Below are 14,870 nucleotides of genomic sequence, written 5' to 3' on the forward strand. Positions count from 1 at the left end.
CGACGGGTGCCTCCCGGCGCCACCGCCCCCGCGCGTTACCGTGGGCGCGTGAGCGTGCGCGGGCTCGGGTCGGCAGCCGCCCTGCTGGTCGTCCTCGCCCTGGCGGGCGGAGCAGCGGGGTACGCCGTCGCGCGCGCCGACCACGACCGGCCCGCGCGGACCGACGACGTGCGACCGCTGGCCGCCGCCGGACCGGCCTACCCGACCGACCGGCCGGTGCTGGTGCGCGACGACCGCGAGGAGCCCGCGCTCGAGGCGGACCTGCCGCTGCGCCGGGTGGTGCTGGGCACGCCGCCCTTCACGGTGTCGCTGTCGGTGCCGCGCGGCTGGGTGCGCAGCGACTCGGCCGGGGGCGAGTGGCGCTGGTACCCGCCGCCGAGCCCGGACGACGCCGAGAACCTCTACTTCCTGCGGGTGCGCCAGGTCGCCAACCTCTTCCAGAGCGTGCCCTCCGCCCGCGCCGCCCGGGTCGGGGCGCTGGCCACCGCCTCCGAGGTCCAGGACCTCGAGATCGTGGAGGAGCGCTACGACAGCCTCGAGGTGTCCTACGTCGCCGGGGGCTACCGCCGGCACTCGCTCGAGCGGTGGCTGACCACGCCCGGCAGCGGTGAGACCGCGCAGTTCTACCTCGGCATGGTCGGGCGCGAGGTCGACAGCAAGGCCATGACCCGGCTGATCACCCGGATCGCCGACAGCGCCCGCATCGGCTGAGTCCTGCTCGCTCGGCCCTAGACCTTCCCGCGCAGGATGCGCTTGAAGTAGGTCAGCGGGAGGCCGTAGCGGTCGGCGTACCAGGTGAGCATCCGGGGCTTGACCAGGTCGGGGAAGGGCACCGAGGGCGTGGGGCGGCCGTCGCGGTCGACCTCGACGAGCATCAGCCGGCGCTTCGAGGTGGTGATCGGCATGACGGTGTAGCCGTCGTAGTGCTGCGCGGGCTCCGAGCCGTCGGTGGTGATGTTGTGGGACAGGACCTCGACCTGCTTGCGCAGGCCCCCGCCCGAGGGGCGCGTGCCGAGGTCGGCGACGTCGCCCAGCGACCAGACCGCGGGGTGCCGCCGGTGTCGCATTGTGCGCTCGTCGACGTCGACCAATCCCGCGCCGCTCGACCCGGCCAGGTCGCTCTCGGCGACCCAGCTCGGCGCTCGGTAGGGCGGCACGACGTGGGCGTAGGCGAGGTCGTCGAGACGCTGCTCGCCCGCCGGCGTCGTGACCGTGGCTGCGCGTCCCTCGAGGCCGGCCACACGGGCCTCGCGCAGCACCCGGACGCCGTACGACGCCAGCACCTGCTCGAGCCGCCAGTCGGCCCGGGGGTTGCCGAGCGGGGTGGGGCCCGGGAGGGCGAGGTGCACCTCGAGGTCGGGGAGGACACCCGCGCGGCGCCAGTGGTCGCACGCCATGAACAGCGGCTTGAGCGCGGTGGCGCCGCAGGGCGCGGGCTCCGGAGGCATCGTGAAGAGCACCCGCCCGGCGGTCAGGTCGCGCAGCGCGGGCCACACCCGCGGTGCGCTCTCGACGACGAAGGTCGAGCCCGCCCAGCCGTCGGCGTACGCCGCCGCGAGGCCGGGGACGGCGTCCCAGTCCTCCTCAAGGCCGGGACAGACGACCAGGGTGGTGCAGCCGATCTCACGGCCGTCGGCGAGGCGCACGCTGGGGCCCGCGGGATCGACGGCCACCACCTCGGCCCGGATCCAGGTGACGCCCTCCGGCATCACCTCCGTGGCCGGGCGTTCCAGGGAGGACATGGTGGCCTCGCCGGAGCCGACGTAGTTGAGCAGCGGCCGGTAGCGGTGGGTCGTCTCGGACTCGACCACGGCGACGCCCGTCGCGCCGTCGCGCAGCAGTCGGGCGGCCAGGGAGATGCCGGCGTTGCCGCCACCGATGACCAGTACCTCGTGGCGCTCCATCCGACCAACGTAATCGCGTCCAGCACACCCCGAGGTGGCGTCGCTGGGGCCTGTGGGTCAGGCGGTCATCCCTTGCGCTGGAGCCGGTCCATCATCTGCTGGATCGTGGCCTCGTCGGGCTCCTTGACGACGTAGACGTCCCACCAGTTGATGACCACGGGGATGCCCCACCCGAGGATGACGAAGACCGGCCAGAAGAACGCCTCCGGGCTGCTCATCGCCCAGATCGCCACGAGCAGGGTGTTCACCAGGATGTACACCAGCACGTGGGTCTGGAAGTCGCGGCGCTTCTTGAGCTGTATCAGCGCCCGCTCGCGCAGGGTGCTCTCGGCTGGCTCGTGTTCCTCGACCATGGCTTCCTCCCTGCTCTCGACGTTAGGTCGCCCGGCGGGCCTCCGGCAGGGACCTTCGGCCCTCGATGTCTCGACGGAGGTCAGTGCGCCGGGGCAGGGAGCCTGATCAAGCAGCCTGGTCGGTGGGGTGGTCGACGCGTCGGGTGCCGGTGTGGTCGACGAGGTAGAGGGCGCCGTGGGGGTCGCGCCACACGAAGACGCCGGGGAAGGGCTGTCTGACCCGCCAGTGCCCGAAGGTCTTGATGCGGTGGTGGGTCTGGGTCAGGGGGCCGTAGTTCCCGATCGCGCTCGGACCGCCCCGGCCGTGTGGTCGGTAGGGCTCGGTGTGGTCGACCTGCATCGTGTCGCTGGTGCAGGAGGCGAAGGGGAACACGTCGGCCGGCGACAACAGCCGCACGGCCCGTCTATGTCGTTGCGGGATCTCGTAGGCATCGACCGGTGCGTGGCCGAGGGGGTCGAGGACCGGGCGGATCGTGAACACCGCATGGGGGCCGAGGACGTCGCGGACCCAGTCGGTGGTGACGGGGCCGTGTCCCTCGAGGCGGGCGATGGTGGGCAGGTCGGAGCCGATGCTGCGCCCGTCGAGGTGGACCACGACCTCCGCACGCGGCACCAGGGCACCGATGTCGAGGTCGCCCGGGTCGGTCTCGGGGTCAGTCGCGCAGGTCTGGGGGTTGGCGAGCATCAGCACCGCCAGCACCCGCCGCTCATCCCCGCTGACCACGGTGGCGGCGGTGTCGGGGCGCTCCTCCCCGGCCGGCTGATCCATCGGGTCGGCGGGGTGCGGGTCGTCGGGCAGCCTCTCGCGCAGCCGCTCAGCGAGCGCGGTGATCGCGGTGTCGAGCTGGGCGATCACGGGAATGGGGGCGCGGATCAGGAAGGAGGCCATGCCGTGCTCGGGCTTGCCGATGATCTTGGCGAACGTCGCGCGGCGGGCGCGTTCCTCCTTGGCCCGGGCCAGGGCGGGTGCCGCGGCGGCGACCTTTCCGATCACCAGGGCCTCGAACCGGGACCACGGGATCCGCCCGTCGGCTGATTCGGCGACCTCGGCGTCGACGTAGGCAGCCTCGGCTGCAGACAGCTCGCGGGTCCTGGTGCACACGAACCGGGCGTAGGAGGCCCGGACCTCCCCGGCCAGCACCCGGCCCCACAGCTGCGGGTGGCGGTGGCGCAGGTCCTGGGCATCAGCGATCAACGCGACCGCGGCATGGGTGGTGCGCCCGATCCGCGCGCCCAGCTCGGCGGCGGCGAACTCGGCGACCTCAGCGGTGCCCGCACCGCCCAGGCGCCGCGCCTGCTCGCGGCCCGGCTTCCCGACCTCGTCCGGGTCGAGGACACCGGGACGGGCCGGGTCGTGCAGCACCGCCCACCGGTACGCCACCCGCAACAGCTCCACCTCAGCCTGCTGGAGCGTGCGCGCACACACGGTGGCAGCCTCGAGGACAGCGTCCTCCGACATCTCCTCCACCACCAGCGTCCCGGCCATGACTCCACCCAAGCAGGCAGCACCGACAGTCCGGACGAGGCGAGCACCCGACCTGTGGACCAAGCACCGACTGACACCCGGGGCAGCTCCATCCCGGACCGGAAGCACGCCACGGTCACCGCCGTCGGGGCCACGACATACCGCCGCCAAGGCCGCCGCGTACCCGAACCAACCCGCGTCCGGCCCGACCACGCTTCCGTTGACGATCTCGCCGACAACTCGCTCGGTCAGTCCCGAGCCGCCGGGTGACCCCACTCGAGGGGGCTTTCCCGGGATCGGGCGCGGCCGCGAAGCGAGATGGTTCCCCGCGGGCGGCCCGGCGTACCGCGCTTGGCGGCCCGATGGGCCCTGGCGATGACGTGCACGCGCTGCGTGAAGACCACGAAGCGGGCTTCCCCCTCGGGGCTCCCCGCCGGGGTCACGTCCACCGCGAGCCACAACCCGTCCGGCTCGAAGCCGACGACGGACTTCCCCGTGCCGGAGCGCTCCTTGCTCACGGCGGAGGAGGTGACCTGGAGGTCGAACTCGACCGCTCGGGCGTGCGCGTCGCGGGTCCTCCGCAGCGCCTGCGTCGCCTCGACGAACGCCCGCTCCTCCGCGGAGATGACGCCCGCCGGGATCCACGGCGCCCGCGGGCCGGTGGCGTCGATCTCGGGTCGGACCTTGTCCCCGTTGACCCAGACATCTCCCCAGCTCATCCATGCATCCTCGCACTGGTCACCGGACCGGTGTCCGGAGGAGGTGCCGTTCGATCGACTGCACGACTCGTCCGCGTTGCCGGCGATCCGGCTCGAGCAGTTCTAGCCTGGGCGAGCAGCAGCGAGGAGAGAGGGGTTGCCCATGTCGAGCACACCGGCTGGCTGGTACGACGACGGTTCCGGATCGGGCAGGAAGCGCTGGTGGGACGGCCATGCCTGGACCGACCAGTTCGAGGCGCCGGCCGAGGGCGGCGGCATCGCTGGGGTCGCCGGCCAGATCCAGCAGAGCGCTGTCGCTGGCGCCCAGCCCCGGCCGGCCGCGCCGGGCGCGAGCTACGTGGTGCTCCAGGTCATCCTCAAGGAGAAGCTCTGGGGCACCGGCTCGGGCAACCTCACTGAGCTGGAAGGGGTGCTGAACCGTCAGGCGGCGTTCGGATACCGGCTGCACACGATCACCACCGCCGCTTCCGGCAGCAAGGGACTCGGCGGCGGCGACCGGATCCAGGCGACGATGGTCTTCGAGAAGATCGTCTAGGCGCTGTCTCGTCCCCGGCCGGCCGGCCGGGATCGGGACGCCGGGGGCGGGGTCTACGACGAAGGCGTCTTCAGTCTGCGGGCAGCGACCTGCGCCAGGAAGCGCCAGCCCAGCATCGTCACCGCGAGGACGATGGCGGCGACGACCAGGAACGCGGGAGCGATGCCCCGGCCAGACGCGACGCGCAGGGCCATGCCGAGCACGTAGGTCACCGCGAGGACGACCACGCCCTCGGGCCACACCCGACGCGACCGCCGCCCGCTCCACGCCAGCCCGGCGTGCGCCAGTCCAGCAGCCACCGCGAAGGGCCACATGATGACGAGCACGACCCAGTCGGACTCGCCGCCATCGTGCGCGTTCGCGCCACCGACCGCCAGGGCGAGCACGCACACGAGGTCGGCCACGAGCGGGCCCAGCAACCGGCCTGTCGCCAGCGGTCTGATCGACGTCACGCCCCCAGCGTGGCAGGCGCGACCCCGCACGAGCTGAGCGGGTCAGCCCGGACTGGTGGCCGGATCAGTCGGGCGCGATGACGTGCCGCAGGTAGCGCATCGGGTCGTCGAGGTAGGCCCGCCAGTGGGCGACCAGCTCGAGGTCCTCCCACGTCGTCGGTCGCAGCCCCCACGGCCCGACCTCGAGGATGCGCGCGCCGGGCAGGGCCGCCAGCAGGGGTGAGTGCGTGGCGCAGACGACTTGAGCGCCGCCGGCCGCGAGCTCGTGCAGGGTGGAGGCCAGCGCGAGCTGGCTGCTGAAGGACAGGGCCGCCTCGGGCTCGTCCAGGCAGTAGAGGCCCGGGGAGTCGAACCGGGTCCGGAGCAGCTCCAGGAAGGCCTCGCCGTGGCTCAGCTCGTGGAAGCGCGGGTCGTGACGGGTGCTGTAGGACTCCTGGCGGGTGAAGTAGCCGTGCATCGTCTCCGCGCGGAGGAAGAAACCCCAGCGCGGGGCGCCGGGAGCCTTCTCCAGGGTGATCCACTCGTGCAGCGGCGACTCGGTCGTGCGGGTCCCCTCCTGCACGTTGCGGGTGCCGCCCTCCGGCGCCAGCCCGAAGGCCATGGCGACGGCCTCCACGAGGGTCGACTTCCCGCTGCCGTTCTCGCCGACCAGCAGCGTGACGCCGGGCGTGAGGTCGAGCCCCTCGCGCAGCAGCTGCTCGACCGCGGGGATCGTCGCCGGCCAGCGCCCGGGCGGCGCGGGCGCCCGCTCGTTGGCGACCACGCGACGTACGAGCCGCCGGTCGCGGACCCACGCATCCGAGCGACCCATGGCCGGGAGGCTACCTCCGAACGACGGACGCGGACCTCCTCGTGCAGTGGGAGTCGGCGCATGAGCTCCGGCTCTGGATCGATCGCGGATCCGTCGATTCCGGCGCCGTCGCCCGTCACCACCTGATCCAATGGGGACCCCCCTCGTGAGCATCCCCCCTGGAGGACCGCCCCCATGCGCCATCCCCGGCTGATCGCCGCCGCCACCACCGTCGCGCTCACCCTGCTCGCGCCCACGCCCGGCCAGGCACGCACCACCGACGACCCGTACGCGGCCACCCTCGACGATCCCCTCGGCGACGTGGCCTCCCAGTCCGGAAAGCCGGGTGAGGCTCAGATCCGCGGCACCGACCTCACCGGCACCGGGGTCGAGGTGCGGCACGGGAAGACCCGGCTGAAGGACCGGATCCTGCTGACCTGGACCGTCGACGACTTCTACGACGACTACGCCGCGGACCAGGCGTTCATGGAGTTCAAGGCGCAGATGAAGATCACGCGTGCGCGGAAGAAGGGCGGGGAGAAGACGAAGAAGATGGGCGTGCAGATCGGCTTCGACAAGCACGGGGACTGGGCCTACGCCCGGCCCACCAAGCCGGGCCGCCGCGGCTGCTCCTCCTCGACCGACACCCCGGGCGCGCCCCTGGAGGGGCACAGGAAGTACATCAAGGTCCGTCGCGTCGACGAGACCCTCACCGCCACCATCAAGACCGTCTGCTTCTCCGACCCCACCGGGTTGCAGTCGATGAGCGACCTGGTCCTGTGGACCTCCGGCTTCACCGACCCGGCCAACAGCACCTTCGACAGGACCGACGACGCCTACCCGGTTCTCTCGATGCTGCCTCCCGCGACCGAGCAGGACTGAGGGACGAGAGTGTGGAGCGCCGGGTGAACCCTGTTCACTCGCGGCTCCACACTTTTCGCGTCGAGGGTCAGGCGGTGGGGTCGTGCCGGGTGGGCACCTGGGCGCTGGGGCTGTCCTCGTCGGGCATCAGGATCCACAGCACGGGGTAGATCAGCAGCTGGCTGCCCGGCACGACCATCAGGATCAGGACGAACAGCAGCCGAGCGATCCACGGCGTGAGGCCGAACCGGCGCCCGAGGCCGGCGCAGACGCCGCCGAGGACCCTGGTGTCGCGGGGTCGGACGAGCCCCTGGGTGGCGAAGCTGGTGCGGATGTCGGTCATGGTTGCCCTCCGGTCGTGTGGGTGATGCCTCCAGTGTGTGTCGCGCGTGCGCTGCTCACCATCGGGAACCTCCCTGGCTCGACCCTGACCCCGGGGGATCAGGCCGAGGCCAGCCACTTGTCCGGCCCGAAGACCTCGTAGTGGATGTCGCTCTCGTTGACGTGGCGCTCGATCAGGGAGCTGCGCACGGACTCCATGAACGGCAGCGGGCCGCACAGGTAGACCTGCGCGTCGGCGGGCAGCTCCACCAGCCCGAGGTCGACCCGGCCGGCGCTCAGGACGTCCCTGGTCGGGCGTACGCCGAGGTCCTCGTACCAGCGGTGCAGCCTCGCGGCGGGCAGCGCGGCCACGAGGTCCTTCAGCTGCTGGCGGTGCGCGTGGCGGGCCGGGGAGCGGTCGGCGTGCAGCACCAGCACCTCACGCTGCGAACCGGTGCCGGCCAGGTAGTGCAGGATGCCGATGATCGGGGTGATCCCGATGCCGGCGGAGATCAGCACCAACGGCTCGTCGGCGTCCTGCACGACCAGCTCGCCGAAGGGCGCCGAGACCGCGACCTCGTCGCCCTCGAAGAGCTCCTGGTGCAGGAAGTTCGAGACCTCACCACCCTCGACCGCCTTGACCGAGATCCCCCACTCGCTGGGGTCGGGGGCGTGGGTGAGGCTGTACTGCCGGATCTGGCGGGCCCCGTCGGGCAGCGGCACCTGCACCGACACATACTGCCCCGGGCGCGACGCCGGCAGGGTGCTCCCGTCGGCCGTCCCGAGCACGAACGACACCGTGTCGGGCGACTCCTGGAGCCGGCGGCGCAGCACCAACGTGCGCCACACGTCGCCGTGCTCGATGCCGGCATCGGCGTACAGCCGCTTCTCGATCGTGACCAGCGCGTGCGCCATGTGCCAGTAGACCTCGTCCCAGGCGGAGGCCACCTCGGGCGTGACCGCCTCGCCGAGCACCTCCACGATGGCGGCGAAGAGGTGCTCGTGGACGATCGGGTACTGGTCCTCGCGGATGCCGAGGGAGGCGTGCTTGTGCGCGATCCGCGCCAGCACCTCCATCGGGTCGCGGCCGTCCTCGGCCACCAGGAGGGTCGCGTACGCCGCGATCGCGCCCGCGAGCGCGCTCTGCTGATCGCCCTGCGCCTGGTTGCCGCGGTTGAACAGGTCGCGCAGCAGGGCGGGGTGCGCGGTGAACATCCGCTGGTAGAAGACCGGGGTGATGTCGCCGATGGCGGCCCCGATGACGGGGAGCGTCGCCTTGACGACCTGGGCGGACTGGGTGGAAAGCATCAGGCTCCATGGGGGGTGTGGAAGGACGTGCCGGTGCGCGGCTCGGCGAGCCCGCGCGTCCCTCCACTGGACCACCTGGTGGTGGCCGCGGCGCAGTGCCGAACGTCCTGGCTCGGCCGGACGGACGTCCCGTGAGTGGCCCGTCCCTCAGATGCCGGACGTCTCGACGCTGTCGAGCACCCGGTTGGCGGTGGCGCGGTCGAGGCTGCGCACCTGCACCCACAGCAGCCGGTTGCCGGCGACCTGGACCACACGCTCGACGGTGAGGCCGTCGGGGCAGCCGGTGTGCAGCACGGTCACCGAGGGCATGGCGCCCTCCTCGACGACGGGCGGCTGCGCGAGATCGCACTCGGGGTGGTCCGGCATCAGCTCGGGCAGGCCGCTGCCGGGCATCAGCCCGAGGAAGACGCCCTCGCCGTCGGTGCCCGGGTCGGTCCAGGTGGGGGTGCTGCCGACCGAGACCGCGCTGTAGGCGCCGTCCTGGTCGGGGCCGCCCCACCCGCCGTCGGCGAGGTTGCTGCCCCAGTCGGACGGCACCTCCACCGACAAGGTGCCGCCGTCGTCGCTGACCCGCAGCAGGTCGGGTCGCAGGTCGTGCTCGAGCTCGTGGCCCGCCCAGGCCCCGCCGGCCGCGGCCAGCACACCGGCCGCGACGCCCAGCGCCACCAGCCCGCGCCGCCGGCGCCGTGGCTCCTGCGTCGCCACCTGCGGCGTCTCGGGCTCCCCCAGCGGACCGGACGGGCTGTGCAGCGAGGGCCGGCTGCCCGGCTGGGTCAGCTCGGGGTCGACCGGCAGCCACGGGGCGCTCGACGGTGCCGCAGCGCCGCGCACGACCGGCTCCAGCGCCCGGCCCAGCTCGGCCACGAACGTCGCCACGTCGGGCCAGCGCTCCTCGCGGTCGACCGCGAGCGCGCGGCGTACGACGTCGTCGACGGCGGGCGGCAGGTCGCCACCGATCGGCTCGACCGGCTGCGGCTCGGCCGCCGCGCGGAGCGTGGCGTGGGAGAAGGCGGGACGCCCGGCCAGCAGGAGGTAGGCGACCGCGGCCAGGGAGTACTGGTCGGCGCGGGCGTCGGGGTTCTCGGCCTGGGCCTGCTCGGGGGCGACGTACGACGGGCTGCCGGCGATCATGGTCAGGCGCGAGGAGACGTCGAGCGCCTTGCCCAGCCCCAGGTCGCCGAGCATCGCGCGGACCTCGCCGTCGGCGGTGCGGAAGAGCACGTTGGCCGGCTTCACGTCGCGGTGCAGGATGTCGCGCGCGTGCAGGGCGGTGAGCCCGGAACCGATCTGGCGGATGATCTCCAGCGACTGGGCGGGGCTGAGCCCGTCGATCTCCAGGCGGTCGGCCAGCGTGCCCTGGTCGGCATACGACATCACCAGGTAGGGGCGGCCGTCGTCGAGCTCGCCGGCGTCGTAGACGCCCACGACGTGCGGGGACTCCACGCGACGCAGGTAGCGTCCCTCCTCGAGGAATCGGCGGCGCACCTGCGCGTCGTCGGTCCAGTTGTCGGCGAGGACCTTGACGGCCACCGGCGAGTCGAGCTGCTCGTCGTAGGCCAGCCACACGGTCGCGAAGCCGCCCGAGCCGATCCGCCGGCGCACGGCGTAGCGGCCCAGGCGCTGGGGGATCCGTTGGCCTGAGGACACCCAGGCATGATGGGCCATGAAAGTTAAGGAGACCAGTGGGCGCGCAGGAGCAGGCGTACGACGCTGACCAGATCGACGACCTCGCCCGACGGGCGCAGGCCGGGGACCGGGCTGCGCTCGAGGAGCTGCTGGGCGCGATCCGCCCGCGCGCGCTCCAGGTCTGCCGCGGCGTGCTGCCCTACTCCTCCGACGCCGAGGACGCCTGCCAGGAGGCGCTGCTCAACATCGCCCAGAAGATCGGCGGCTGGGGCCAGCGCGGCCGCTTCACCACCTGGATGCACGCGGTCGCGGTCAACAGCGCCCGCACGACGTACCGCCGCCTGAAGAACCAGGCCACCCCGACCGACCCGCAGGACACCGCGGGAGGTCCCCTCGAGCGGCCCGACCCGCGCACCACCAGCGTCATCGCCGGCACCCGCCTCGACCTGCTCGAGGCCATGGAGACCCTCGAGCGCGAGCACCCGCAGCTCGTCGAGCCGCTGCTGCTGCGCGACGTCTACGGCCTGCCGTACGACGAGATCGCGCGGCTGGTCGGTGCGCCGCTGGGCACCATCAAGGCCCAGATCCACCACGGGCGCCGCCTGGCCCGACCGCTGCTGCGCGGGGACGACGCGTGAGCCACCCGCGGCCCCGGGTCGTGGTCGCCGCGGCGCTGGTGCCGCTGCTCCTCGCCGCCTGCTCGGGCTCGGACGCCGCCGACGAGCCGCTCCTGGAGCGCCCGGCCGGCGCGGGCGGTGCCGCCTCGGCGCCGGTGACGCCCGCGGCCGGTGCCGACGCGGCGTACGACGGACCGGACGACCCGGCCCTCGACGTGGCGCTCAGCGAGCCGGTCGAGGACTCGGTCTACCCCCTGGTCGGGGACCCCGGCGTGGACGCGCTGCACTACGACCTCGACCTGTCCTGGGACCCCGACGCCCGGGTGCTCACCGGGCACCAGACGCTGCTGCTGCGTGCGACCGGGGACGCCGACGAGCTCCGGCTCGACCTCAGCGAGGCGCTGCAGGTCGACGCGGTGCGCCTCGACGGCGACGAGGTGGACTTCCGGCACGAGGGCAAGGACCTCGTCGTGGTCGCCGACGTCACCGCCGACGGGCGCTACGAGCTCGTCCTCGACTACGCGGGCACCCCGCTGCCGGTCCCGGCGCCCACCACGCGCAGCGACTACTCGACCAACGGCTGGACGACCATGCCGGACGGGTCGACCTGGACCATGCAGGAGCCGCACGGCGCCTACACCTGGTACGCCGTCAACGACCAGCCCGCCGACAAGGCCCTCTACGACCTCACCATCAGCGTGCCCGAGCCGTTCACCGGCATCGCGAACGGCGAGCTCGTCGACACCGTCGAGACCGGCGGGGTCCGCACCACGACCTGGCACCTCGCCGAGCCGGCGGCGTCGTACCTGATGACGATCGCGACCGGTGACTACGTGCTCACCGAGGACGAGTCGGCCAGCGGCGTACCGATCCAGTACTGGGTGCCCCGCGACAGCAAGCGCCTGGCGCGCACGCTCGCCCCGACCCCCGAGGGGCTCGCGTGGCTCGAGGAGCGGCTGGGGCCCTACCCGTTCGACACGCTCGGCATCCTGCTCGTCGACAGCCAGAGCGGGATGGAGACCCAGACGATGATCACGCTGGGGATGACCGACTACGCCACCTCGCCCAAGGTGGTCGTCCACGAGCTCGCGCACCACTGGTACGGCAACGAGGTGACGCCGTCGGACTGGCGCGACGTGTGGATGAACGAGGGCATGGCGATGTACCTGCAGGGGTTGTGGGAGGCCGAGCAGGACGGCTACTCCGTCAACGAGCTGATGGACTACTGGGCCTCCTTCGAGGACGAGGAGCGCGCCGCCGCCGGACCGCCCGCGGACTACGACCCCACCACCTTCGGGGAGTCCAACATCTACTACGGGCCCGCGCTGATGTGGCACGAGCTGCGCCGCGACCTCGGCGACAAGGTCTTCTTCGAGCTGGTGCGGGCCTGGCCGGCCGAGCACCAGAACAGCTCGTCCGACTACGACGAGATGACCTCGTGGTGGTCCGAGCGCGCCGGGCGCGACCTGTCCGGGTTCTTCGAGGACTGGCTGCTCGGGCAGACGACGCCGGCTCGGGGCTAGAGCTCGGACCAGCGGGTCGGGTCGGTGCGGCAGGCCGCGAGCAGGTCGGCGACCAGGGCCGCGTCGGAGCCCATGAACGCCACCGGCACCGACACCTCGTCGGCGCCCACGACGGGTCCACCGACCGTGCGGGCGCCGGGCGAGGTCGCCACCGAGGTGGGCGTCGTACGCCGCCCGGCCGCGCTCGTGGCGCGCAGCACCAGCCGACGCCCGGGGTCGGCCACCAGGCGCACCTCGGCCAGCTCGGCCCACGCGACCGCCGTCTCGCCGCGCCAGCCGCGGGAGGTCACGCCCTCGGCGTCGAGCACCAGGCACGGCACCCGGACCCGTCCGCGCAGCACCTGCACGAGCAGCGGCACGCCGAGCGGGAGCAGGGCGAGCGAGAGCACGACCGCCCCCGCCGACCCGTCCAGGCGCCCGCGGGCGGCCCAGGAGACGAGCAGCGTGAGCGGCAGCAGCAGGCTCAGCGCCAGCAACGCGACCAGGAGGCCGGTGAGCAGGCGCGAGCCGGGCAGCTCCAGGCGGTCGGGGTGCCGGCGCACCACCAGTCGCCCGCGGCGCGCGGTGCCGGGCAGCAGGGTGGCGAGCAGCAGGACCAGCCAGCACCCGCCCAGCAGCGCGGCCGCCTCCACCGCGAGCAGCACCCCCCACCCGTCCGACGCCGCGACCAGGAAGCCGAACCCGGCGAGCACGACCGCGACCCCCACCAGCACGTGGGTGCCCAGCACACGGAGGAGGGGCGGTCGGGGGGTGGGAACGCTCACGCCGAGCATCGTCGCAGCCAAGGCGTTGGGGTGGAACTGGAGGCGTTGGGGTGTTGCAACACCCCAACGCCTACGGATTCCCCGGGTACCCGGGGAATCCGCAGGGCCTACTCTTCGGCCCATGGCCAGACTGACCTCCCACGACCTCATCGACCTCGTGCTGGACGAGGGGTCGTGGACCCCCTGGGACGAGGCGCCGACGTACGGCGAGATCAGCGAGCAGTACGCCGCCGAGCTCGCGGCCGCGCGCGAGAAGGCCGGCACCGACGAGGCGGTCGTGACCGGCGAGGGGCTGCTGCGCGGACGCCGGGTGGCGGTGGTGCTGGGCGAGTTCGGCTTCCTGGCCGGCTCGATCGGGCGCGCGACCGCCGACCGGCTGGTGGCCACGATCAAGCGGGCCACCGCTGAGGGGCTGCCGTTGCTGGCCGCCCCGATCAGCGGCGGCACCCGGATGCAGGAGGGCACGCCGGCGTTCGTGCAGATGGTGCGGATCGCGGAGGCGGTGATGGCGCACAAGATCTCGGGGCTGCCCTACCTGGTCTACCTGCGCAACCCGACCACCGGCGGGGTGATGGCCAGCTGGGGCTCGCTGGGCCACGTCACGGTCGCCGAGCCGGGCGCGCTGGTGGGCTTCCTGGGCCCGCGGGTCTACCAGGCGCTCTACGGCGAGGACTTCCCCGAGGACGTGCAGACCTCGGAGAACCTCTACGCCCGCGGCATCATCGACGCGGTCGTGGCCCCCCAGGACATCGCCGACATCCTCGACCGGGCGCTGCGGATCATGCTGCCGCCGCGCGAGGCGATGAGCGAGGTCGCCGACCCCGGCGACGAGGCCGTGCCCGACGTCGACACCTGGGAGGCCGTCACCCGCTCCCGCGACCCCGAGCGCCCCGGCGTGCGCCGCCTGCTGCGCTACGCGGCCACCGACGTGGTGCCCCTCAACGGCACCGGCCAGGGCGAGGCCGACCCGGGGCTGCTGATCGCGCTGGTGCGCTTCGGTGACGTGCCGTGCGTCTTCCTCGGCCAGGACCGCCGCGGCCAGACCAAGACCCACCCGCTCGGCCCCGGTGCGCTGCGCGAGGCCCGCCGCGGGATGCGGCTGGCCTCCGAGCTGCGGCTGCCGCTGCTGACCGTCATCGACACCCAGGGCGCGGCGCTGAGCGTGAACGCCGAGAACGGTGGCCTCGCCGGCGAGATCGCGCGCTGCCTGGGCGACCTGGTCACCCTCGACGCGCCCACGCTGAGCCTGATGCTCGGCGAGGGCAACGGCGGCGGGGCGCTGGCGCTGCTGCCCGCCGACCGCGTCGTGGCCGCCCAGCACGCCTGGCTCTCCCCGCTCCCTCCCGAGGGCGCCAGCGCCATCGTGCACCGCGACCTCGACCACGCCCCCGACATGGCGCGCCAGCAGAAGGTCCGGGCCCTGGACCTGCACGCCGCCGGCATCGTGGACCGCGTGGTGGTCGAGAAGCCGGACGCCGCCGAGGAGCCCGAGGAGTTCTGCCGCCGGGTCGGCGGCGTGCTCGCCCACGAGCTCGCCGGCCTGCTCACCCGCGGCGCGGGGTCGCCCTCGGAGCGGGTGCGCCGCTACGAGTGAACGGCCCGGGTGACGGGGCACCCTGTTGACTGGCGGAC

General features: G+C 73.2%; 16 protein-coding genes. 6 read left to right on the top strand and 10 right to left on the bottom strand.

Annotation, left to right across the window (positions count from 1 at the left end; all coding sequences use genetic code 11):
* Window positions 1-48: 48 nt before the first annotated feature.
* Entirely contained in the window at window positions 49-711 is a 663-nt protein-coding gene (locus tag I601_RS05090; protein WP_068107080.1) for a hypothetical protein, read from the top strand.
* Window positions 712-728: 17 nt separating this feature from the next.
* Here the strand turns inward: I601_RS05090 and I601_RS05095 are convergent, their stop codons facing one another.
* From I601_RS05095 to I601_RS05110, 4 genes are all read right to left on the bottom strand, one after another.
* Complete coding sequence (locus I601_RS05095; protein WP_068107082.1) at window positions 729-1,904, bottom strand: FAD-dependent oxidoreductase; 1,176 nt, start codon at window positions 1,902-1,904, stop codon at window positions 729-731.
* Window positions 1,905-1,969: 65 nt separating this feature from the next.
* Window positions 1,970-2,257: a 2TM domain-containing protein gene (locus tag I601_RS05100; RefSeq protein WP_068107084.1), complete on the bottom strand. Its 288-nt coding sequence runs from the start codon at window positions 2,255-2,257 to the stop codon at window positions 1,970-1,972.
* Between the two features lie 106 nt (window positions 2,258-2,363).
* A complete protein-coding gene (locus tag I601_RS05105; protein ID WP_068107085.1) occupies window positions 2,364-3,743 on the bottom strand; it encodes an HNH endonuclease signature motif containing protein in 1,380 nt (459 codons plus the stop codon).
* Between the two features lie 227 nt (window positions 3,744-3,970).
* The gene (locus I601_RS05110) at window positions 3,971-4,441 is read right to left on the bottom strand and encodes a hypothetical protein (protein WP_068107087.1); all 471 of its coding nucleotides are present in this window, start codon (window positions 4,439-4,441) and stop codon (window positions 3,971-3,973) included.
* Between the two features lie 142 nt (window positions 4,442-4,583).
* Here I601_RS05110 and I601_RS05115 point away from each other — a divergent pair, with 142 nt between their 5' ends.
* Window positions 4,584-4,976, top strand: a complete 393-nt coding sequence (locus I601_RS05115) for a DUF2510 domain-containing protein (protein WP_084527165.1) — start codon at window positions 4,584-4,586, stop codon at window positions 4,974-4,976.
* Window positions 4,977-5,029: 53 nt separating this feature from the next.
* On the opposite strand, the gene I601_RS05120 is transcribed toward I601_RS05115, so the two are convergent.
* Both I601_RS05120 and I601_RS05125 read right to left on the bottom strand, forming a co-directional pair.
* On the bottom strand, window positions 5,030-5,428 hold the full coding sequence (locus tag I601_RS05120) for a DUF3054 domain-containing protein (protein ID WP_084527167.1): 399 nt from the start codon (window positions 5,426-5,428) through the stop codon (window positions 5,030-5,032).
* A gap of 64 nt (window positions 5,429-5,492) precedes the next feature.
* Window positions 5,493-6,239 carry an AAA family ATPase gene (locus I601_RS05125; protein ID WP_068107089.1) on the bottom strand — a complete coding sequence of 249 codons (747 nt, stop codon included), beginning with the start codon at window positions 6,237-6,239 and terminating at the stop codon, window positions 5,493-5,495.
* A gap of 174 nt (window positions 6,240-6,413) precedes the next feature.
* Here I601_RS05125 and I601_RS05130 point away from each other — a divergent pair, with 174 nt between their 5' ends.
* Window positions 6,414-7,100: a hypothetical protein gene (locus I601_RS05130; RefSeq protein WP_068107091.1), complete on the top strand. Its 687-nt coding sequence runs from the start codon at window positions 6,414-6,416 to the stop codon at window positions 7,098-7,100.
* A 67-nt stretch (window positions 7,101-7,167) separates the two neighbouring features.
* Here I601_RS05130 and I601_RS05135 read toward each other — a convergent pair whose 3' ends face one another.
* The 3 genes from I601_RS05135 to I601_RS05145 form a co-directional block, all read right to left on the bottom strand.
* Entirely contained in the window at window positions 7,168-7,422 is a 255-nt protein-coding gene (locus I601_RS05135; protein WP_068107093.1) for a PspC domain-containing protein, read from the bottom strand.
* A 98-nt stretch (window positions 7,423-7,520) separates the two neighbouring features.
* Window positions 7,521-8,708, bottom strand: coding sequence for a globin domain-containing protein (locus tag I601_RS05140; protein ID WP_068107095.1), 1,188 nt, complete (start codon window positions 8,706-8,708; stop codon window positions 7,521-7,523).
* Window positions 8,709-8,855: 147 nt separating this feature from the next.
* Entirely contained in the window at window positions 8,856-10,355 is a 1,500-nt protein-coding gene (locus tag I601_RS05145; protein ID WP_169834662.1) for a serine/threonine-protein kinase, read from the bottom strand.
* Window positions 10,356-10,390: 35 nt separating this feature from the next.
* On the opposite strand from I601_RS05145, the gene I601_RS05150 reads away from it, so the two are divergent.
* A complete protein-coding gene (locus I601_RS05150) occupies window positions 10,391-10,972 on the top strand; it encodes an RNA polymerase sigma factor (protein WP_068107101.1) in 582 nt (193 codons plus the stop codon).
* A complete protein-coding gene (locus tag I601_RS05155) occupies window positions 10,969-12,474 on the top strand; it encodes a M1 family metallopeptidase (RefSeq protein WP_084527169.1) in 1,506 nt (501 codons plus the stop codon). Before I601_RS05150 ends, I601_RS05155 begins: the two co-directional genes overlap by 4 nt.
* Here the strand turns inward: I601_RS05155 and I601_RS05160 are convergent.
* Window positions 12,471-13,238: a hypothetical protein gene (locus tag I601_RS05160; protein ID WP_169834663.1), complete on the bottom strand. Its 768-nt coding sequence runs from the start codon at window positions 13,236-13,238 to the stop codon at window positions 12,471-12,473. The genes I601_RS05155 and I601_RS05160 overlap by 4 nt on opposite strands.
* 121 nt (window positions 13,239-13,359) lie before the next feature.
* Between I601_RS05160 and I601_RS05165 the strand changes: the two genes are divergently transcribed.
* On the top strand, window positions 13,360-14,832 hold the full coding sequence (locus I601_RS05165) for a carboxyl transferase domain-containing protein (RefSeq protein ID WP_068107104.1): 1,473 nt from the start codon (window positions 13,360-13,362) through the stop codon (window positions 14,830-14,832).
* The last annotated feature ends 38 nt before the right edge of the window (window positions 14,833-14,870 follow it).

The organism is Nocardioides dokdonensis FR1436, from assembly GCF_001653335.1.
Taxonomy (GTDB): Bacteria; Actinomycetota; Actinomycetes; order Propionibacteriales; family Nocardioidaceae; genus Nocardioides; species Nocardioides dokdonensis.